The following is a 19,872-nucleotide window of genomic DNA, read 5'->3' on the forward strand; positions in this document are numbered from 1 at the left end:
TTATTCGGTGTATGTTAGCATTGAACAAATACGTGTGCGGGAGGGACAAAAATGGACAAGCAACCTGCTAATCAAATAAAAATTAAAATTAATGGTGATGAACGTCCATTTAAAGAGGAGGTTGCTATACATAAATGGAACGCAAATGAGATGGAGTCGGCAGCAGCCACTGAAAAGACTGCTGAGGAAGATCAATTTGATTGGGTACTGCCTGAGGTAGAGGATAAACCTATTCCGGAGTTCAAAAAAATTTACTATGAACCCTCAATAGAGAAGGCAAAACCAAATAAAATATTCAAGAAAAACTCCGGTTCCCATTTACTGACGATCTTCATTTCTGCGGCAACGGCGATTTCAATTGGAATATTATTTGGCTTTATTATGCTTAAGGTGATTGCATACCAGACGGAGGGTGTTTCGCAAAAATCTATCGGAAATAAACAAAATGCTCTTCCTGCTGGAGCATCTGTCGGGCAAAATAGTTCGGTTGTACTTCCTGCCATAACAACCTCTATCATCCAAGGCGGGGTTTTTGATGATGCAACTGCACCTGCAAACGACATTAAGGGAAAAGGCCTACCTGCTGTCATCATAACACTTGAAAATAAGCAATATATTTTGATGGGAGTTTCCAATAATTTAGCTGAAGCGAAACAGTTAGCGGAAGAGCAAAAAAAACAGGATGTAGAAGTGTATGCTAAACAATTAACCTTCCAAGAAAAAAAAATCGGGGTATCCACCCAGGATGAAAAAACGTTTGCTGAACATACGGGTGAACTTTTTCGCCTTTTGACCAGTGTATCTTCCAATGCCTATTTAACAGGAAAACTAGAAGCTGATAGTTTATCAAACATTGAGAAGCAATATAAGCAAGTAGAAGGATTAAAAAATTGGAAAGATACAAATTTGAAAAAATTATATAGTTCACAAAAAGAATGCTATCAACATCTTTTGAATTTCCAAAAAAATGCGGATCAACATGAAATTATAAGTGCGGAACAAGCTTTATTATCGTATTTAAAGCAATATAACGAACTTTAAACACCACGAGGGTAGAAATATTCTATCCTCTAATTTTTATGGGCAAACTCCCATTGTGGACATGTTGTTTTTTTGATAGGATAAAAATGGATGTATCTCCAAAATGAAATAGAAGGGAAAAATGTCATGCCGAAACTTATTTTAGCCTCGCATTCACCTCGTAGAAAGGAACTTCTCCAAAAACTGCAAATCCCTTTTGATTCGATCTCTAGTAATGTGGACGAACAACTTGCCGATAACCTATCTCCAGAAGATGCAGTAATTGAGCTAGCAACAAGAAAGGCTAGTATCATTGCTGAGCAATATAAGGAAGCGATAGTAATTGGAGCGGATACAATTGTCGTGCATAACGGAACTATTTTAGGAAAACCGAAAGACAGGACGATGGCTAAGGAAACGCTCGAAAGTTTATCCGGAAACGAACATTCAGTTTTTACAGGTGTAACAGTTATCTATCAAGGAAAACATCAATCTTTTTATGAAAAAACAGATGTAACGTTTTGGGAGTTAACTTCTAAGGAAATCGAGCAGTATTTAGATAGCGATGAACCATACGACAAAGCTGGGGCATATGGAATTCAAGGTCTGGGATCCCTTTTTGTTAAAATGATAAACGGAGATTATTATAATGTTGTTGGATTACCTATTTCAAGATTGAATCGTTTTTTAAAAGAAAAGAAATTAATTTGAAACTTAACTGTAATAACGTTCGTCTAAAAGGAGGTAAATATTCGTTTGGAAAAAATAATGATACGGGATTTTCCACAAGATGAGAGGCCACGAGAGCGACTAATACAGAACGGTGCCAGCAGTTTATCCAATCAAGAATTACTTGCTATTTTGCTTCGAACTGGTACAAAGCAAGAATCCGTTATCCAAATGGCAAATCGTTTGTTAAAGAAATTCGAAGGCTTGCATCTGCTTAAAGATGCATCTCTTGAGGAAATCATGAACATTAGAGGCATTGGACTGGCAAAGGCAGTTCAGATTCTGGCTGCATTAGAGTTAGGAAGACGCATTGCTAACCTGTCATATGAGGATCGGTATGTCATAAGGAGCCCTGAAGATGGGGCGAATTTTGTGATGAATGATATGAGATTTTTATCCCAGGAGCATTTCGTTTGCCTATATTTAAACACCAAGAATCAAGTCCTCCATCGTCAAACCGTTTTTATCGGGAGTTTAAATGCCTCCATCGTACATCCCCGCGAAGTATTCAAAGAAGCATTTCGGCGATCGGCCGCATCCATTATTTGTATCCATAACCATCCATCTGGTGACCCAGCTCCTTCGAGAGAAGATATAGAGGTTACCAAAAGACTTGTAGAATGCGGAAAAATCATTGGAATTGAAATTTTAGATCATCTAATTATTGGTGATAAAAAATATGTGAGTTTAAAAGAAAAAGGGTATTTGTAAAGGTTTTTTTCTATGTAATGGTTGCTTATTTAAATACTAAACTAATTTATAGAATAAACAAAAAATCAGATATTTTAACTTAGAAAAAACTTCCTGAAAAGATTTTGTTTATTAATAGAATGATAAGCAACAAATTTATACGAAAACAGCATTGGAGTACTATGAATTTTTTTGTCGATACGCTATAATATTGTTTATGGTTTTTGACGAAACCTCCTAATTGCAAAATATTTTTGGGCAAAATACACAAGCTAAAAGAGGAGATTTATACCTTTTAAATACACATAAATGAAATGACTTTGATTTTTCCTAATGAAGTATTTTTAGTTTAGAAAGGGAGATACATCCATGTTTGGTAGTAGAGATCTTGGAATTGATCTGGGAACAGCTAATACATTAGTGTTTATTAAAGGGAAAGGAATAGTAGTCCGAGAACCATCTGTTGTTGCGATTGAAACGGATACAAAGCAAATTAGAGCTGTAGGTAATGATGCAAAAAATATGATAGGCCGTACTCCAGGGAATATAGTTGCATTAAGACCTATGAAAGACGGAGTTATTGCCGATTATGAAACTACAGCGACAATGATGAAATATTATATTAGACAAGCTTCAAAAAAAGGAGCATTTGCACGCAAACCTTATGTCATGATATGTGTGCCTTCTGGAATTACGGCTGTAGAAGAGCGTGCGGTTATTGATGCTACACGTCAAGCAGGTGCTCGGGATGCCTATACAATCGAAGAGCCATTTGCAGCGGCGATTGGGGCGAATTTGCCAGTTTGGGAACCTACAGGAAGCATGGTAGTCGATATAGGTGGAGGAACTACTGAAGTGGCGATTATCTCACTAGGGGGGATTGTTACCAGTCAATCCATTCGCATTGCGGGAGATGAAATGGACGACTCCATTATCAGTTATATAAGAAAAACATATAATCTTCTAATTGGAGACCGCACTGCAGAAACGATAAAGATGGAAATCGGATCAGCTGGTGATCCAATTGGAATAGAGCCTATGGAAATTCGCGGACGCGATTTGCTTACAGGTCTACCGAAAACGATTGAAATTACTGCCGAAGAAATCGCGCAAGCCCTGCATGATACTGTATTTGCAATCGTTGATGCAGTGAAGAGCACTTTGGAACAAACACCGCCTGAACTCGCCGCAGATATTATGGATCGTGGGATTGTATTAACTGGCGGAGGTGCCATGCTTCGAAATCTAGATAAAGTGATTAGTAAAGAAACAAGTATGCCTGTAATAATCGCTGAGAATCCCCTTGATTGCGTTGCAATCGGTACCGGAAATGCTTTAGAACATATTCATTTATTTAAAAACAAAGCAAAGGATTCAAGATAAGTAGAAAAGTGAAGGCGTCTTACTAGAAAACGGCCGATATGACGTAAAAGTCTACCGGCCAATTTTTTCTTTCACATCTTTAACAAAAAAATCTATGTTATAATGAACTTGTGAAAAATGTCGTATGGTAATTTTTGTACGATCTGGATTACTATTAAGGCTGTTTTCACATGGATTGTTGCTTTTCGTCATTTGTTATAAATTCTATGTATGGCTTGGTTTCGGGGCATCTTTTTCTTATAAGGTTTATTTAGTTTTAACCCAAATAAGGTTGTTACCTAGAGTTTTCGTTACAAAAGCAACAAAGTTTAAGAAAAGAGCCATTATTAATGAGGTGTACACAGCATGCCACAATTTTTTTTGAATAAACGACTGATTATCTTGCTCATCAGCATCATCTTACTAGTGGCATTGATAGGATATTCTCTTCGTGAACGAGGTCATCTTTCGAAGCCAGAGCAATTTTTAAAAGATGTCGTCGGTTTTGGACAAACAATCATTGCCGTTCCTGCAAATAGTGTGAAAGATTTCTTTGGAAGTATTAGTGATATTCAAAATACATATACCGAGAATAAGAAGTTGAAATCACGATTAGATCAATTATCCCAGCTTAGTTCCGAAGTAAGTATTTTAAAAGATGATAATGATAAATTAAGAAAAATATTAGGCAAAAAAGATGATTTAAGTGCCTACACTACAACACAAGCCACTGTTATTGCCCGAAATCCTGATCAATGGTATGAGCATATTATTATTAATAAAGGAAAGACGAGCGGTATTAAGGAGAACATGGCCGTTATTACTTCAGAAGGATTTATTGGCAAGGTTAAGAGTGTATCAGCATTATATTCGACGGTTGAATTACTTAGTGCGGTAAATCCAAAAAACAGAATCTCAGCGGAATTATTGGGCGATAATGATAAAGCCATTTATGGAACGATTGAAGGATATGATCAAACAGAAAGAGTCTTACTTTTAAAAGGTATTCCTTATGATCTTAAGATTAAAAAAGGTACAAGTGTTTATACATCTGGACTTGCAGATATTTTTCCAAAAGGGCTTCCGATCGGTACTGTCGAAAAACTTGTACCAGATGAAAATGGCCTAACGCAAACCGCTTATGTTAAACCGGCAGCAGATTTCTATGATATTGAACATGTTATGGTTGTAAAGAGCTCTGTAGATAAAGCTGGACTGACAGATCTTAATGGGGGGGGACAATAATGAAACGTATTGTTCTTCCTCTTATTTTAAGTATTTGTTTTATTTTGGAAAGCTTGTATGTTGAATTTTTTCCAAGCGGGATTTTTGGGATAAATAAAATATTTGTTCCTCATTTTCTCCTGATTGTCCTTATTGTAATGGGAATATATTACGTCCGTAATCGCACTATTCTTTATGCTTTTATTTTCGGGTTATTGTTTGATGCATTTTATACTGGAATTTTAGGCGTTTATTTATTTGTCTTTCCTTTGATTGTCTATATTACTTCATCCTTAATGAAAGTTTTGCAGGCAAACCTATTCGTTGCTGCTATCGTTATGCTAGTGGATGTAGCGATTGCTGAATTTATTGTATATGGGCTCAATATTTTAATTTTAAAAACAACGATGTCAGCGATAGATTTTATTAATGTGAGATTGATACCAACATTAATCCTAAATTTAGTTTTTTATATCATTATTTTTTATCCACTGCGGAAATGTCTTGTACGTTTAAAGAAGGAAGTATTAGATGAATAAAAAAGGCGGAAGCGCAGATATTTTCTTGTGCTAAACAATACCAAACCCGTCAAGTAATATATGTGATACACAACTTATAAATTCATATATCATAAAAAATACTCATTAAATAAATCACAAGTATTTATGCCAAAAGAGGAATTTCGTTACTATTTGTCGAATTTATAAGCCACTGAGGTGAGCATTTTGCGATGAAGAAGACACATAATGTAATGATTAAAGGAACAAAGGATGGTTTAACACTGCACTTAAACGATCAATGTTCCTATTTGGACTTAAAGGAAGAATTAGAAGACAAGCTTTCCATTCATCATACTGAAGAAGAGGAAAGTCCGTTGATTTCTGTTAGAATACAGTTAGGGAATCGCTATTTAACGGATGAACAAGAAGAGGAACTAAAGGAACTAGTTAGAAATAAACGGAACTTAGTAGTTGGAGATATTACCAGTAATGTAATCTCGAAAGCTGAGGCCCAAAAAATACATGATGACAATGATATTGTTTCTATTACATCCATCGTTAGATCCGGACAAATCCTGCAGGTTCCAGGGGATTTATTGCTTGTAGGCGATGTAAACCCTGGTGGGACTGTATTAGCGGGCGGTAATATTTTTATTATGGGTGCTCTGAAAGGGATTGCCCATGCCGGTGTTAACGGTATGAAAGAAGCTGTCATCGCAGCAAGTGTTATGATGCCAACACAGCTAAGGATTGCTGATTGCTTGAACAGAGCCCCTGACCATTATGATAATGAGGACCAGCATGAAATGGAGTGCGCTTACATAGACGAGACAAATCATATTGTCATTGACCGACTGCAGGTATTAAAGCATCTAAGACCAAATATTAATAGATTAAAAGGGGGATACTAATCATGGGTGAGGCGATTGTCATAACCTCTGGAAAAGGAGGAGTTGGAAAAACGACCACATCAGCGAATCTAGGTACAGCTCTTGCATTGCAAGGGAAGAAAGTTTGTCTTATAGATACTGATATTGGACTTAGAAACTTGGACGTTGTATTAGGTCTTGAAAATCGTATCATATATGATTTAGTAGACGTAGTAGAAGGAAGATGTAAGATCCATCAAGCATTAGTAAAAGATAAACGCTTTGATGATAAACTATTTCTTCTCCCTGCTGCACAAACGAGTGATAAATCAGCGGTAAATCCGGAACAAATGAAGCAACTGGTTAGTGAACTGAAACAGGAGTATGATTATATCATTATCGATTGTCCTGCTGGAATTGAGCAAGGATACAAAAACGCGGTTGCTGGGGCGGAGAAAGCTATTGTTGTTACAACCCCGGAAGTTTCAGCAGTTCGCGATGCTGATAGAATTATTGGATTACTAGAAAAAGAGGAGCATATAGATCCTCCTAAATTAGTCATTAATCGAATTCGGAACCATATGATGTCAAATGGCGATATGTTGGATATTGATGAAATAACCACACATTTATCAATTGATTTAATTGGAATTGTGATGGATGACGATGAGGTAATCCGTTCGTCTAATCAAGGTGAACCAATTGCATTAAATCCGAATAGCAAGGCCTCCATTGCCTATCGGAATATTGCCAGAAGGATCTTAGGAGAATCGGTTCCGCTTCAACCAATTGGAGATAGCAAAACAGGTGTATTTTCTAAAATCAAAAAGCTTTTCGGAGTTAAATAATTTAAAAAGAAATTGACTTATTGTCAGTTTCTTTTTTTTTGTCTAGTTAAAAAAATGTTTACTTCTAGCGTAATCAGCAGATTTCTATGTCACCTCCTGAGGGGAAAATCATGAACACTGTGTTGCTTTTATCTCTAGACTGCGTCTACGAAATCATACGCCGTTGAGCATGGCACTTCCTCTCTTGTTTTTGTCATATGAAAGTTGGACAACTCATACATTAGTACAAAATGAAAAAAGGAATAAGGTGATCGGATGGGAAATCGTGCGGATGATATTAGGAAACAAATCGAGAGACGCAAAAAGGAAAAGCCAAAATCAGTAAAAAAACAAACAGGTCCATTGTCCTTGAACCAAAATGAATGGGATGATCATGGGGAAATGATGATATACGAAACGGATCCCCCTACGCAGAAAATTCATCCGCTCTGGAATAAAGAAACATTTTTATTTAAAATTCTTGCATCTGCCCTATTGGTTTTAGCGGTTGCGATTATGTTTAAATCACATGCACCTATTTTTCAGGATGCGAGAAATATTGTAAAACAGGTAATGGAAAAGGAATTTCAATTTGCCACTGTATCGAATTGGTATGAGAAAAAGTTTGGGAAGCCTTTAGCATTTCTGCCTATTCAAAATAACGAAAAACACAAAAACGTCTCCAAGCAGGCATACGACCTTGCCGTTTCTGGACGAGTATTGACTAATTTCTCCTCAGACGGCAGAGGGGTTATGATCGAAACGAAAAATAATGAAGCCGTCAAAGCGATGGATAGTGGAACCATTGTATTTGCCGGAAAAAAAGATGGCTTAGGAAATACGGTTATCGTTCAACACGCCGATAAAACATACACATGGTATGGTAATTTGAAAACAATAAACGTTCGTTCTTATGAACAAGTTGATACCGGAACAAAATTAGGGACAGTTTCAAGTATACAAGATGGTTCGAAGGGTGAGTTTTATTTTGCTATAAAAAAAGGTGACACATTTATTGATCCAATACAGGTGATAAAATTTGAATAATGTGCTCGGATTCATTCAAAAAATTCATATTCATCCACTATTTTGGATTGTGATGGGTGTAGCGGTAATAACAGCAAGATTCAACGAACTGTTAACACTCTTATTCATTATTTTCATCCATGAAATGGGTCATGGAATGGTGGCCTATTTTTTTTCATGGAGAATTAAAAAAATTTCTATCCTTCCTTTCGGGGGAGTAGCGGAAATGGATGAACACGGAAATCGGCCATTGAAAGAAGAATTTTTTGTCATTGCAGCTGGACCGTTGCAACATGTTTGGCTATCCATTGTATTTCTCATTTTATGGAGACAAGGAGTGATATCTGATCATTATTTCCACATGTTTATGGAATTTAATTTGATGATTCTTCTATTTAATCTATTACCTATTTGGCCTTTAGATGGGGGAAAGCTAATGCACTTGGCTATTTCTAGATATATACCATATCTTCATGCCTTTCGATTGAGCATCATAAGTTCCTTTGTATTTTTAATAATATTTCACTTTATTTCTCTTTTACTTTCTCCTTTTAATCTAAATATATGGGTAATTGCGATTTATCTCTATGTATCATTGTGGTTTGAATGGAAACAGTTGCGTTTTGTATTTATACGATTTCTTCTGGAAAGATACTACGGAAAGAAGAATGGAATTAAGGGATTAAAACCTATTATTGTAGATAGTAATGCCTATTTGTATGAAGTGCTGGAACTATTTCAGCGCGGAAGTAAACATCCTTTAGTTGTTACGAAAGAGGGACAGGAACTTGGCAAATTAGATGAAAACGAGATTCTGCATGCTTATTTTGCGGAAAAGCAGGTTACCGCAAGGATTAAGGACATCATGTATATTTATTGAATGGTCTTTAAATAGTGTATAATGTTGAAGAAAACAGTTATATTGAATGGCAAAATTTACGTTTTCTTGGCAGGTGCAAGTAATTGAATGAAATAGTAATTGATTATTTATCTAGAGAGAAGCGTTTTTCAGTAATTGAAAACAATAAGGTTACAAAAATTAGTATCCAACAACCGACTGATCAATCAAAGGTAGGAAATATTTATATAGGAAGAGTTGTGGATGTTAAGGTTGGAATGAATGCTGCTTTTATTGACATCGGCGAGGGGAAAAATGGATATCTTCATAGAGATCAGCTCCCTGCGTATATTCATAGTCATGAAGCGAACAAGGAAAAATTACCGATCTCAAAATATATCCAAGAAGGCAATAAAATTTTGGTACAAGTCAAAAAAGATGAAACGGATATAAAAGGTCCTCTGCTAACAGCAATCATTGAACTTTCTGGTGAACTAATGATCTACATTCCTGATGGCAATTATATTGCAGTATCTAAAAAGGTTGATCAAGCTACAAGAGAAAAATGGCAAACCATTGCGGATACGCATAAAAAAGAACATGAAGGCTTTATTATACGTACAGAAGCTGTTAAGGGCAATGAAAAGGAATGGTCTGGAGAGCTTCAGCTTCTTCGGGAGAGCTATCAAGAAATCGTTCAGGAATCAAAAAATGTTTCCCATCCATCAATTATTTGGAAAAAACCGCTCTTCTTTGAAGAGGTTCTTCATGAACTGGTAAGACTTAAAACAGGAACCGTGAAAGCGGATGATTACGAAATGTTAAATGATTTGCAAGAAAGAGCAAAAAAAATCCCAGGTATAAGGTGGGAATATGTCTTACACCAGCAAAAGCAAAATATTTTTTCCGTCTACCATATCGATGAAGAAGTAGAAAGTGCTTTAAAGAAAATTGTCTGGTTACATAATGGTTCGTATATCATTATTGAAGAAACAGAGGCAATGGTAGTGATTGATGTAAATACGGGAAAATTTACAGGGAGTCAAAATTTACAGGATACTGTATTTAAAACGAATCTATTAGCAGCAGAGGAAATTGGCAGACAAATTTCGCTTAGAAACTACGGTGGGATTATTTTAGTTGATTTTATTGATATGAAAAATAAACATCACCAACAAAAAGTAATCGACGTACTGCAGAAACAATTAAATAAAGATACTAAGTATTCGCGAATTGTTGGGTTTACGGAACTTGGAATATTGCAAATAACCAGGAAAAAAACGAAAAAGTCTTTACCTGAAACTATTCAGATGGCATGTCCGGTTTGTCATGGCAAAGGAAAGGTTCATAGTGCGGAGACCATGGCATTCCGCTTAGAACGGGAGTTATGGGAAAGACCATTCCAAGATCATGAAGCAGTTCTAATCGAAATTACAGAAAATGTTAAAGATATTTTTTGTGGAAAGAAAAATGTTCATTTGGAAAGATTAGAACAAATATTGCATATTAAAATCAACTTTAAAATCATTGATAACCCGACCCCTGTTTATTATATTCGCCAATTTGGCACGAAAGAAGAAATCTTTGCAGGCGAGATAAGCTGTTGACAGGAATCTATCATTATGTTAGGATTTTAATGTTATGTTTGTAGCACCCGTGCTACAACCGCACGATTCAGGTGTTAAGTTTTTGCCATGGTCGCAAAACCCCTGCAATTGGCGAGTCTGAGTAAAGTCGAGGAGGTGCAGGTATGTACGCAATTATTGAAACTGGCGGAAAACAAATCAAAGTTGAAGAAGGCCAAGCGATTTATGTAGAAAAATTGGCTGCTTCTGAAGGTGATTCAGTTACATTTGACAAAGTTCTTTTCGTAGGCGGAGAAAATGTAAAAGTAGGAAGCCCACTTGTTGCTGGCGCTACTGTTACAGCTAAAGTTGAAAAACAAGGACGTCAAAAGAAACTAGTTGTTTTCAAATACAAAGCTAAGAAAAACTATCATAAAAAACAAGGTCACCGTCAACCATACACAAAAGTTGTCATTGAAAAAATCAATGCATAAGGGTGACTGAACATGATTCATGTTCAAATTAAGCGAAATTCTGAGGGATACATTACATCTTTTAAGATGAGTGGTCATGCAGATTTTGCAAATAAAGGCCAAGATATCGTTTGTGCTGGTGCATCGGCAGTATCTTTTGGCTCTATTAATGCGATTATGGAATTAACCGGTGTTAAACCTGTGATTAAACAATCGAATGGTGGATACCTGGAGTGTAAAATTCCAGAAACATTACCTAGTATGACAGCTGAAAAGGTACAGTTATTATTACAAGGTATGGTCGTTTCTTTACAAACGATTCAACAAGATTATGGGAAATATATTAAAATAACCTTCGGGTAGGAGGTGGAACGAATGCTAAGATTAGATCTTCAATTTTTCGCTTCTAAAAAGGGAGTAGGTTCTACTAAGAACGGTCGTGACTCTATCGCGAAACGCCTTGGTGCAAAGCGTGCTGACGGTCAATTTGTTACTGGTGGTTCTATTTTATACCGTCAACGCGGTACAAAAATTTATCCAGGTGAAAACGTTGGACGTGGTGGAGACGATACACTTTTTGCTAAAGTTGACGGTGTAGTACGTTTCGAGCGTATGGGCCGTGACAAGAAAAAAGTGAGCGTTTATCCAGTTGCGAAAGAAGCATAATAAACGTCTTAAAACCCTAATCGTTAAGTCGGTTAGGGTTTTTTATTAGGGTAATAATGAGCAAATTGGCATTTTCGCCTATTGATCCAAATCTCACATCTAATATCTCTCACCTCCCATCTGAAGACAATGCATAACTTCTCCATTTTTGGTATACTAGCAAGAAGTAAAGATATGAAGTAACAAGGGGAGCACTGAAAATGAATAATTGGACGGTTGTTGAAGTGCTGCGTCATGCACGTCATGATTGGATGAACAAATTACAATTAATAAAAGGAAATCTTGCCTTAAATAAAATTGAACATGTGGAACGGTTAATGGAAGAAATGGTATTGGATGCTCGTCAAGAAACGCGCCTCTCTAATTTAAAACTTCCAAAATTTGCGGAAATCCTATTAACTTTTAATTGGGAGAAACATCCCTTTCAAATTGAATATGAAATAATGGATGAATATTGTTCATGGCCGATGGATGATGAAAAGATTTCAAAATGGATTCTAGCTTTTTTTGAAGCTATGGAAAATAGTGTGGAACCATTTGGTGAAAATCATTTGTCAATATCAATTGAGTTAAATGAAAAAAATGTACGATTCTATTTTGATTTTAGCGGAACAATAAAAGATATACATTACATAAACAATTGGCTTTCCGAGCAAAAGGCATTTTTAAAAGATATATTAGTAAAAGAAATTAGCGCTGGGAAATTTATTGCTGAAATAATCGTTTAAGCTTACGCTATGTTATTTGGTGTTAAAACCGCCCCATGTATACCTGTTCACGTATACATAAAAGGCAAAACTAATTGAAAATGTAATAAGTACATAAAAAGGAAGAAAAGGTGGTGCATCTATGTTTGTCGATCAGGTCAAGATTTATGTGAAAGGCGGAGATGGAGGGAACGGAATGGTTGCCTTCCGTCGTGAAAAGTATGTTCCTAAGGGAGGTCCTGCCGGAGGTGACGGAGGCAGAGGCGCTAATGTTATTTTTCAAGTAGAAGAAGGTTTAAGAACATTAATTGATTTTCGTTACCAACGACATTTTAAGGCGAAGCGAGGAGAACATGGTATGTCAAAGGGCCAACATGGCCGCGGTGCAGAAGACATGATAGTAAAGGTTCCGCCGGGCACAGTGGTAATTGATGATGATACGAAGGAAATTATCGCAGACTTAACAGAACATGGACAGCAGGTGATTGTTGCTAAAGGAGGCAGAGGCGGACGCGGAAATACTAGATTCGCAACTCCTGCAAACCCTGCACCGGAAATAGCGGAAAATGGTGAGCCTGGACAGGAAAGATATATTGTATTGGAATTGAAAGTGCTTGCTGATGTTGGATTAGTCGGATTTCCCAGCGTAGGAAAATCAACATTACTATCGATTGTATCAGCGGCAAAGCCAAAAATCGCAGAGTATCATTTTACGACTATAGTACCTAATTTGGGAGTTGTTGAAACGGAAGACGGAAGAAGCTTTGTAATGGCTGATTTGCCAGGTCTCATTGAAGGTGCTCACCAGGGTGTTGGTCTCGGACATCAATTCCTAAGGCATATAGAAAGAACAAGGGTAATTGTTCATGTCATCGATATGTCCGGATTGGAAGGGAGGGACCCATATCAGGATTACCTCACAATTAATCAAGAACTGAAAGAATATAATTTAAGGCTAACCGAAAGACCGCAAATCATTGTAGCAAATAAAATGGATATGCCCGAAGCAGAAGAAAATTTAAAGCAATTTAAAGAGCAGCTTCAAGAAGATTATCCGATATTTCCAATTTCAGCGATAACTCGTCAAGGACTTAGAGATTTGTTATATGCGATCGCGGATTTATTAGAAAATACACCGGAGTTCCCGCTTCATGAAATTCAAGAGGCGGAAGAAGCAGGAGTTCATCGTGTTGTTTACAAACATGAAAAGCAGGAAGATGAGTTTAGGATCACTAGGGATCCTGACGGAGGCTATGTCGTTTCAGGTGAAAAATTAGAAAAGCTATTCAAGATGACGAATTTTAATCATGATGAGTCTGTTAGACGTTTTGCGCGTCAAATGCGATCTATGGGAATTGATGACGCATTAAGAGAACGTGGAGCGGTTAATGGTGATATAGTTCGAATCCTTGATTATGAATTTGAATTTGTTGAGTAAGAACAAATGCGCAAGCGCCTTACTCATCCACTAGCCAATAGGCGTTGGAGCTAGACATAGAAAAAAGGGGTAAAAATACTTATTTTACCCTTGATATAATTCTTCTTCAGGGGGAACTTGTAATGGAGAAAAAAGAGGATTATCAATTTTTTTTAGTTCGAGAAGATGTACTGCCAGAGGCAATGAAAAAAACATTAGATGTAAAGGAACTTCTCGAACGCGGAAAGGTAACTTCTGTCTGGAAAGCTGCACAGGAAGCTGGTTTAAGCAGAAGTGCATTCTATAAATACAAAGATACTGTTTTTCCTTTTCATACAATTGTAAAAGAGAAAATAATCTCATTATTCTTGTATTTAGAAGACCGAAAAGGAACACTCTCAGAGCTATTAGGCATCATTTCTTCACATTCTTGCAATGTCCTGACTATTCACCAAACTATTCCGCTTCAGGGCAGAGCAAATGTCACAATTTCTTTGAATGTTACAGAAATATCAACCAGTTTGGACGAGTTATTAACGAAGCTCAGACGACTAGAATTTGTAGATAAAGTAGAAATCCTCGGTTCTGGCGCATAAGAGGGGATACAAGGGAGAGGGAATGAGATGAAGGTTGGTTATTTAGGTCCAAGAGGCACATTTACAGATTTAGCAGTCAGGTCCGCTTTCCCTGATCTTGAAGGAATTGCATATACAACCATACCGGAATGTATAGAGGCGGTAAAAAAAGAGGAAGTTGAAATAGCTGTGGTTCCTTTTGAAAATGCTCTTGAAGGATCCGTAAATTTAACAATTGATTATTTATTTCATGAAGAAACCGTTCCAATCAAGGCTGAACTTATCGTTCCTATCCAACAGCATTTAATGGTTCATCCTTCTCAGCAAAAAAATTGGAGAGAGGTTGAAAAAATCCTTTCACATCCGCAAGCCATTGCACAAAGCCATAAATTTTTATACCATCATTTTAGAGGTGTAACAATTGAACAGATGACTTCTACTGCAGCGGCAGCAAAATATATTAGTGAGCATCCGGAATTAAAGATGGCTGCCATCGCAAATAAAATAGCAGCAGAAAAATATAAGCTTACTATTGTAAAAGAAAACATCCATGATTACGCCTTTAATCACACTAGATTTATTGTGTTAAGCAGGCATAACGAGGAAAACCTTTCCATTCAATTAAAAAGTACTTCTGTTGTGAAGACAACGATCATGGTGACCATTCCTACGGATCGAGCCGGCGGTCTGCATCAAGTATTATCTGCTTTTGCTTGGAGACAAATCAACTTAAGCAAAATAGAGTCGAGACCTTTAAAGACAGGTTTAGGAAATTACTTCTTCATGATTGATATTAACCAAAGCTTTGATGATATCTTGGTGAAAAATGCCATTGAGGAAATTGAAGCACTAGAATGCACTGTTAAATATCTAGGCAGTTATCAAACATATAAGGTAGAAGAAATATAAAAAAGGGTGCCGCAATTTTATTGCGGCGCCCTTAATCATTTTCACCAAAAAGAAATCCTGCCTCTTTTAAGGAATGAATAGCTTCCTGCAGTGTGTCTTCACTTGAGGCTGCAATTGTATGTAAATGAATTCCGCCAGTTAAAACAGATAAATAAGAAGCCTGTGTACTTTTTATTTTATCAATAAATTGTTTTACTTCTTTTCGATTGGATACCATAATGGATGCTGTTAAGTCCCCATATACAGGATGCTCCACCTTTACGTCTTTTACTGTGACACCGTGATCTACTAATAGATTAAGTTCTTTTTCTGTTTCTTCAGGACGATGAACACAAGCTATTATTTTTTCCGGCAAAGCTTTTTCAGCGTGTGTTTCCATATAGATATAGCCTTGACTTGTTGCAATAATCGGTTCCTTTTTTGCCTTTAAGAGAGTAATATCGTTTACAATAACTTGTCTGCTGACATTTGTCTCTTTTGCGAGGTCACCGCCAGTAATAGGAGATTTACTTTCTTGAAGTAGTTTCAACAAGTATGCACGACGATCGTCTCCAAGAAGTTTTTTATCTGACAAAGATCTCCCCTCCAATTCATTCATATAGTTGAATATTATCACATGTATGATACTGGGCAAAATAATAGATATTATCTTCGTGTAGGAAAATATGAAATTTAACCCTATGGATAACTTTTCAAAAAAATGTCAACGTCTAGCGGATTTCTCCGTTTCCTCCTTGCGGGTAAGGATATCAGGTGAATTTTGAAATGCTCATTTCACTCATCTGTACGCCGATGCCTAAGGGAGCTTGCGATCTGCTCATTTAATCAAATCCTTTTCGTTTCCTCTTTGTAACGAAAGTTGAATAAGAAAATCTGCGAACTCCTTCACATGATGTTCTTCTGTATCTTTTCCGAAAGTAATTCGAATAAATTCATTTGCTTTCCCTGTACGAATACCTAGTGCTTTCATGGCTGCTGAAGGCTCTTGATGGCCGACCTGACAGGCACTGCCAGTTGAAATAGCATAACCATTGCGGTTACTTTCCAACATCGTCCATTGTCCCTCTAATCCGTTCACCCTCATTCCAATAATTTGCGGAAGTTGCATCTTATTATTTGTGGATTGATAAATTTCAAAGTGCTCCTGGAAATGATTCAATTTATTCATAAATATTTCTCGGAATTGACTATAGATATTTTGCCGATTTTGCTCATGTATTTTTTTTGCTGCATAAACAAATGCCGCAATTCCAGGTACATTTACGGTTCCTCCTCTAAAACTATTTTCATGATGAAAGCCTGGAAATACAGGGTTAATGTGGTGTATTGGATTTATATAAACAGCTCCAACCCCTTTTGGCCCGTAAATCTTGTGACTGGAAAGGCTTAAGCCGTCGAGATAAGGCGTTATTTCCTTTAGTTCCGTTTTTCCAAAGGATTGGACACAATCACTATGGAAAAGGATATCTCTTTCTCGTAAACAATCGGAAATATCACGTATAGGCTGAATAGTGCCAATTTCAGAATTAACATGCTGAATGCTAACTAGGATAGTATCTTTTCTTATTGCCCTTTTTAAAGTATCTAAATCTACTATCCCATCTGTGGTAAAGGGAAGATAGGTAACTTCAAAGCCATCCTTCTTTAAATATTCCATCGCTGAATGTACAGATGCATGCTCAGCCATGGACGTAATGATATGCTTACCATTGTAGAATTTAGTTTTAGCCAGCGAAATGATCGATAATAAATTACTCTCTGTTCCTCCAGAAGTAAAATAAATTCCTTTCTTATGAACATTAAGTATTTCTGCTAATTCTTCTCTGCAGTAGCTCAAAATTTGATCAGCACGTGACCCGATGTCGTGAAGACTGCTTGAATTTCCATAATTGTGTTTTGCTATGTTTGCATACAGTTCGACAGCTTCATCATCCATCGGTGTAGTTGCAGCATAATCAAAATAAATCAAACTTTATTCCTCCCCAAAAAATCTCTTGCTTTCAGTTTAATAATATGTAAATATATGTGTCAAGACACCTGTTAAAACAGGAGGTAGTATTTATGGAAAAAATAGATATTATTATCATAGGAAGCGGCATTGCCGCTATGCAATTAGTCCAACATTTATCTCAGCAATTTCATGTGATGGTTCTCACAAAGTCATCCAAATATAATAGCAATTCTTACTTAGCACAAGGAGGCGTTGCAGCAGCACTATCTAACAATGATGATTATAGGCTGCATTATGAGGATACATTAGAAGCAGGCTGTCATTTTCACAATAATAAAGAAGTGTTGGAACTGGTAAAATCCGCTCCTGATCTTATTCAAGAACTTAAAAAATCTGGTGTCACTTTCGATTTGAATAACAAAGGCGAAATTCTTTTAGGAAAAGAAGGTGCACATTGCAGAAATAGGATTGTCCATATTAGGGGTGATGCTACGGGAAAGTATATAATGGAATACTTTCTGAACAATATGCCAGGGAATGTTGAAATCAAAGAGCATGAATTTGTATATGAGATCATCATCGATCACCAATCAAATAGGTGTATTGGAGTCAAAACAAAAAATGCCGAAAATCAAATTCAACAATATTTTGCTCCACATGTTGTGGTAGCAGTTGGAGGAATTGGAGGATTATATCCTTATTCATCCAATGCATCTTCGATTACCGGCGATGGTGTTGCTCTAGCCTACCGTGCAGGAGCAGAATTGACAGACATGGAATTCATTCAATTCCATCCAACACTTTTGTATGTAAATGGTACCACACATGGACTTATTTCCGAGGCAGTTAGAGGAGAAGGAGCAATATTAGTCAATGAAGATAAGGAAAGAATTATGCTGGGAAAACATCCATACTTGGAACTTGCTCCAAGACATGTAGTAGCAGAGCGAATATATGCCCAATTACAAAAAGGAAAAAATGTTTATCTGGATATTTCGATGATTGAGCATTTTATGGAAAAATTCCCCACGATATCAGCGTTATGTGAAAAAAATGGTGTTTCCATTGCGAAAGGGATGATTCCGGTAGCTCCGGGCTGCCATTTTCTAATGGGAGGAATTGTCATTGATTCCGTTGGGAAGACAACCATAAATGGTCTCTATGCAATTGGGGAAGCTGCCTGTAGCGGTGTACATGGGGCAAATCGATTGGCAAGCAATTCTTTATTGGAAGGTTTATTTTTTGGTAGAAAACTAGCTTACTATTTAAATGAAACTTTCCATCCTTTCCAGGAAATTAGCTTTGATCAAGTAAAGGTAAACATGGAACAGCAAGTACTCGAATTGCCATCAAAAAAAGAAATACAAACAAGAATGATGGAATATGCAGGTATTATCCGAACAAAGGAAAAACTTACAGCATTTTTACGTTGGCTTGAGCAATTTAAAATTAATAGCATTAGCCTTGATACCGGTTCAATTACACAAATAGAAATTATTTTTATGCTTCTTACTGCAAAGCAAATTGTTAAATCAGCATTATTAAGAACAGAAAGCCGAGGAGGTCATATACGTAAAGACTTTCCAAATGAAGACGAAACATGGAAGAGACAACATATTATCCAAACGAAAAATAAAACTTTTGTAAGGGGATATCCAAATGAATTTACTCAAATTACGGTCCATGCTTAATGATTTTTATATCGAGGATATTGGAGATCGAGATTTAACAAGTGAAATGATCTTTACACCTGATAAAGATGGAGAATTGACTTTCTTTGCAAAACAATCTGGTGTATTTTGCGGTGAAATCGTTATTAATGAAGGATTTAAAGTACTCGATCAGAATATTGTCGTTCAAATACAAGTTCATGATGGAGAGCGTATCGAAAAGGGAAATGTTATTGCACGGGCGAAAGGATCTGTTCAAGCATTATTAAAAGGAGAACGAGTCATTCTGAATTTAATTCAAAGAATGAGTGGCATTGCTACAAAAACCGCTAATATCGTGCAGATATTGGAAGGAACTAACTCGAAAATATGTGATACAAGAAAAACGATTCCAGGACTGAGAATGCTTGATAAATATGCTGTTAGAGTCGGCGGTGGAGTTAATCATCGTAATGGGTTATATGATGCGGTATTAATAAAAGACAATCATATTTCCTTTGCGGGGTCCATTACTAGTGCCGTTTCTAAAGTTAGATCTGGATTAGGGCATACGGTGAAAGTGGAGGTAGAAATTGAAACAAAGGATCAGCTTCTTGAAGCAATTGAAGCGGGAGCGGATATCATTATGTTTGATAATAGGAATCCCTCTGAAATTACCGAATGGTTAAATGTTGTTCCAGATTGGATCGTAACCGAGGCTTCTGGCAATATAACATTGCAAAATGTGAAGGAATATGCAAATACCGGAGTCCAGTTCATTTCATTAGGAAGTTTAACTCATTCAGTAGAAGCCTTTGATATAAGTGCAAAAGTAATAGTGGAGAACGGAATAGAGGGGGGAATATCTCGATGAG

22 protein-coding genes and 1 other annotated feature are annotated in these 19,872 nt (G+C 36.7%); of the genes, 20 read left to right on the forward strand and 2 right to left on the reverse strand.

Annotation, left to right across the window (positions count from 1 at the left end; translation table 11 throughout):
* The first annotated feature begins 51 nt into the window (after window positions 1-51).
* The 18 genes from AN964_RS07760 (at window position 52) to pheA (ending at window position 15,397) form a co-directional block, all read left to right on the forward strand.
* A complete protein-coding gene (locus tag AN964_RS07760) occupies window positions 52-1,041 on the forward strand; it encodes a hypothetical protein (RefSeq protein WP_055739126.1) in 990 nt (329 codons plus the stop codon).
* A 126-nt stretch (window positions 1,042-1,167) separates the two neighbouring features.
* Entirely contained in the window at window positions 1,168-1,731 is a 564-nt protein-coding gene (locus AN964_RS07765) for a Maf family protein (protein ID WP_055741177.1), read from the forward strand.
* A gap of 57 nt (window positions 1,732-1,788) precedes the next feature.
* On the forward strand, window positions 1,789-2,460 hold the full coding sequence (gene radC / locus AN964_RS07770) for a RadC family protein (protein ID WP_126647974.1): 672 nt from the start codon (window positions 1,789-1,791) through the stop codon (window positions 2,458-2,460).
* A 348-nt stretch (window positions 2,461-2,808) separates the two neighbouring features.
* Window positions 2,809-3,822, forward strand: coding sequence for a rod shape-determining protein (locus AN964_RS07775; protein ID WP_055739128.1), 1,014 nt, complete (start codon window positions 2,809-2,811; stop codon window positions 3,820-3,822).
* A gap of 345 nt (window positions 3,823-4,167) precedes the next feature.
* Window positions 4,168-5,046, forward strand: a complete 879-nt coding sequence (gene mreC, locus AN964_RS07780; protein WP_055739129.1) for a rod shape-determining protein MreC — start codon at window positions 4,168-4,170, stop codon at window positions 5,044-5,046.
* The gene (gene mreD / locus AN964_RS07785) at window positions 5,046-5,564 is read left to right on the forward strand and encodes a rod shape-determining protein MreD (RefSeq protein WP_055739130.1); all 519 of its coding nucleotides are present in this window, start codon (window positions 5,046-5,048) and stop codon (window positions 5,562-5,564) included. The genes mreC and mreD overlap by 1 nt, the downstream gene beginning before the upstream one ends.
* Window positions 5,565-5,755: 191 nt before the next feature.
* Window positions 5,756-6,436, forward strand: coding sequence for a septum site-determining protein MinC (gene minC, locus AN964_RS07790; protein ID WP_055739131.1), 681 nt, complete (start codon window positions 5,756-5,758; stop codon window positions 6,434-6,436).
* Between the two features lie 2 nt (window positions 6,437-6,438).
* Window positions 6,439-7,242, forward strand: a complete 804-nt coding sequence (gene minD, locus AN964_RS07795) for a septum site-determining protein MinD (RefSeq protein ID WP_055739132.1) — start codon at window positions 6,439-6,441, stop codon at window positions 7,240-7,242.
* A 255-nt stretch (window positions 7,243-7,497) separates the two neighbouring features.
* Window positions 7,498-8,268 carry a M23 family metallopeptidase gene (locus AN964_RS07800; protein ID WP_055739133.1) on the forward strand — a complete coding sequence of 257 codons (771 nt, stop codon included), beginning with the start codon at window positions 7,498-7,500 and terminating at the stop codon, window positions 8,266-8,268.
* Window positions 8,261-9,127 carry a M50 family metallopeptidase gene (locus AN964_RS07805; protein WP_055739134.1) on the forward strand — a complete coding sequence of 289 codons (867 nt, stop codon included), beginning with the start codon at window positions 8,261-8,263 and terminating at the stop codon, window positions 9,125-9,127. Before AN964_RS07800 ends, AN964_RS07805 begins: the two co-directional genes overlap by 8 nt.
* A gap of 83 nt (window positions 9,128-9,210) precedes the next feature.
* Window positions 9,211-10,692, forward strand: a complete 1,482-nt coding sequence (locus AN964_RS07810; protein ID WP_055739135.1) for an Rne/Rng family ribonuclease — start codon at window positions 9,211-9,213, stop codon at window positions 10,690-10,692.
* A gap of 46 nt (window positions 10,693-10,738) precedes the next feature.
* Window positions 10,739-10,821, forward strand: a sequence feature (ribosomal protein L21 leader region).
* A 14-nt stretch (window positions 10,822-10,835) separates the two neighbouring features.
* The gene (rplU, locus tag AN964_RS07815; protein ID WP_055739136.1) at window positions 10,836-11,144 is read left to right on the forward strand and encodes a 50S ribosomal protein L21; all 309 of its coding nucleotides are present in this window, start codon (window positions 10,836-10,838) and stop codon (window positions 11,142-11,144) included.
* Window positions 11,145-11,156: 12 nt separating this feature from the next.
* A complete protein-coding gene (locus tag AN964_RS07820; RefSeq protein ID WP_055739137.1) occupies window positions 11,157-11,486 on the forward strand; it encodes a ribosomal-processing cysteine protease Prp in 330 nt (109 codons plus the stop codon).
* Window positions 11,487-11,498: 12 nt separating this feature from the next.
* Window positions 11,499-11,789, forward strand: a complete 291-nt coding sequence (gene rpmA / locus AN964_RS07825) for a 50S ribosomal protein L27 (RefSeq protein WP_055739138.1) — start codon at window positions 11,499-11,501, stop codon at window positions 11,787-11,789.
* A 200-nt stretch (window positions 11,790-11,989) separates the two neighbouring features.
* On the forward strand, window positions 11,990-12,517 hold the full coding sequence (locus tag AN964_RS07830) for a sporulation initiation phosphotransferase B (RefSeq protein ID WP_055739139.1): 528 nt from the start codon (window positions 11,990-11,992) through the stop codon (window positions 12,515-12,517).
* A gap of 121 nt (window positions 12,518-12,638) precedes the next feature.
* Window positions 12,639-13,934 carry a GTPase ObgE gene (gene obgE, locus AN964_RS07835; protein ID WP_055739140.1) on the forward strand — a complete coding sequence of 432 codons (1,296 nt, stop codon included), beginning with the start codon at window positions 12,639-12,641 and terminating at the stop codon, window positions 13,932-13,934.
* 122 nt (window positions 13,935-14,056) lie between these two features.
* Window positions 14,057-14,509 carry an ACT domain-containing protein gene (locus AN964_RS07840; RefSeq protein ID WP_055739141.1) on the forward strand — a complete coding sequence of 151 codons (453 nt, stop codon included), beginning with the start codon at window positions 14,057-14,059 and terminating at the stop codon, window positions 14,507-14,509.
* 27 nt (window positions 14,510-14,536) lie between these two features.
* Window positions 14,537-15,397, forward strand: coding sequence for a prephenate dehydratase (gene pheA, locus AN964_RS07845; RefSeq protein ID WP_055739142.1), 861 nt, complete (start codon window positions 14,537-14,539; stop codon window positions 15,395-15,397).
* Between the two features lie 31 nt (window positions 15,398-15,428).
* On the opposite strand, the gene AN964_RS07850 is transcribed toward pheA, so the two are convergent.
* Window positions 15,429-15,971, reverse strand: coding sequence for a transcription repressor NadR (locus AN964_RS07850; protein ID WP_235950615.1), 543 nt, complete (start codon window positions 15,969-15,971; stop codon window positions 15,429-15,431).
* A 243-nt stretch (window positions 15,972-16,214) separates the two neighbouring features.
* Window positions 16,215-17,366 carry an IscS subfamily cysteine desulfurase gene (locus AN964_RS07855; protein WP_055739144.1) on the reverse strand — a complete coding sequence of 384 codons (1,152 nt, stop codon included), beginning with the start codon at window positions 17,364-17,366 and terminating at the stop codon, window positions 16,215-16,217.
* Between the two features lie 92 nt (window positions 17,367-17,458).
* Between AN964_RS07855 and nadB the strand changes: the two genes are divergently transcribed.
* Complete coding sequence (nadB, locus tag AN964_RS07860; protein WP_055739145.1) at window positions 17,459-19,039, forward strand: L-aspartate oxidase; 1,581 nt, start codon at window positions 17,459-17,461, stop codon at window positions 19,037-19,039.
* On the forward strand, window positions 19,008-19,871 hold the full coding sequence (gene nadC, locus AN964_RS07865; protein WP_055739146.1) for a carboxylating nicotinate-nucleotide diphosphorylase: 864 nt from the start codon (window positions 19,008-19,010) through the stop codon (window positions 19,869-19,871). Before nadB ends, nadC begins: the two co-directional genes overlap by 32 nt.
* Window position 19,872 lies beyond the last annotated feature (1 nt).

The sequence above is a fragment of the Heyndrickxia shackletonii genome (assembly GCF_001420715.1).
In the GTDB taxonomy this organism is placed as follows: domain Bacteria; phylum Bacillota; class Bacilli; order Bacillales; family Bacillaceae_C; genus Margalitia; species Margalitia shackletonii.

Excerpts from the sequence above, each read along its gene's own strand:
- AN964_RS07820 (WP_055739137.1), top strand. The coding sequence starts at position 11,157 with ATGATTCATGTTCAAATTAAGCGAAATTCTGAGGGATACATTACATCT.
- mreC (WP_055739129.1), top strand. The coding sequence starts at position 4,168 with ATGCCACAATTTTTTTTGAATAAACGACTGATTATCTTGCTCATCAGC.
- AN964_RS07840 (WP_055739141.1), top strand. The coding sequence starts at position 14,057 with ATGGAGAAAAAAGAGGATTATCAATTTTTTTTAGTTCGAGAAGATGTA.
- AN964_RS07800 (WP_055739133.1), top strand. The coding sequence starts at position 7,498 with ATGGGAAATCGTGCGGATGATATTAGGAAACAAATCGAGAGACGCAAA.
- nadC (WP_055739146.1), top strand. The coding sequence starts at position 19,008 with ATGAATTTACTCAAATTACGGTCCATGCTTAATGATTTTTATATCGAG.
- AN964_RS07765 (WP_055741177.1), top strand. The coding sequence starts at position 1,168 with ATGCCGAAACTTATTTTAGCCTCGCATTCACCTCGTAGAAAGGAACTT.
- rplU (WP_055739136.1), top strand. The coding sequence starts at position 10,836 with ATGTACGCAATTATTGAAACTGGCGGAAAACAAATCAAAGTTGAAGAA.
- mreD (WP_055739130.1), top strand. The coding sequence starts at position 5,046 with ATGAAACGTATTGTTCTTCCTCTTATTTTAAGTATTTGTTTTATTTTG.
- AN964_RS07830 (WP_055739139.1), top strand. The coding sequence starts at position 11,990 with ATGAATAATTGGACGGTTGTTGAAGTGCTGCGTCATGCACGTCATGAT.
- minC (WP_055739131.1), top strand. The coding sequence starts at position 5,756 with ATGAAGAAGACACATAATGTAATGATTAAAGGAACAAAGGATGGTTTA.
- radC (WP_126647974.1), top strand. The coding sequence starts at position 1,789 with ATGATACGGGATTTTCCACAAGATGAGAGGCCACGAGAGCGACTAATA.
- AN964_RS07775 (WP_055739128.1), top strand. The coding sequence starts at position 2,809 with ATGTTTGGTAGTAGAGATCTTGGAATTGATCTGGGAACAGCTAATACA.
- rpmA (WP_055739138.1), top strand. The coding sequence starts at position 11,499 with ATGCTAAGATTAGATCTTCAATTTTTCGCTTCTAAAAAGGGAGTAGGT.
- minD (WP_055739132.1), top strand. The coding sequence starts at position 6,439 with ATGGGTGAGGCGATTGTCATAACCTCTGGAAAAGGAGGAGTTGGAAAA.
- AN964_RS07760 (WP_055739126.1), top strand. The coding sequence starts at position 52 with ATGGACAAGCAACCTGCTAATCAAATAAAAATTAAAATTAATGGTGAT.
- nadB (WP_055739145.1), top strand. The coding sequence starts at position 17,459 with ATGGAAAAAATAGATATTATTATCATAGGAAGCGGCATTGCCGCTATG.
- pheA (WP_055739142.1), top strand. The coding sequence starts at position 14,537 with ATGAAGGTTGGTTATTTAGGTCCAAGAGGCACATTTACAGATTTAGCA.
- obgE (WP_055739140.1), top strand. The coding sequence starts at position 12,639 with ATGTTTGTCGATCAGGTCAAGATTTATGTGAAAGGCGGAGATGGAGGG.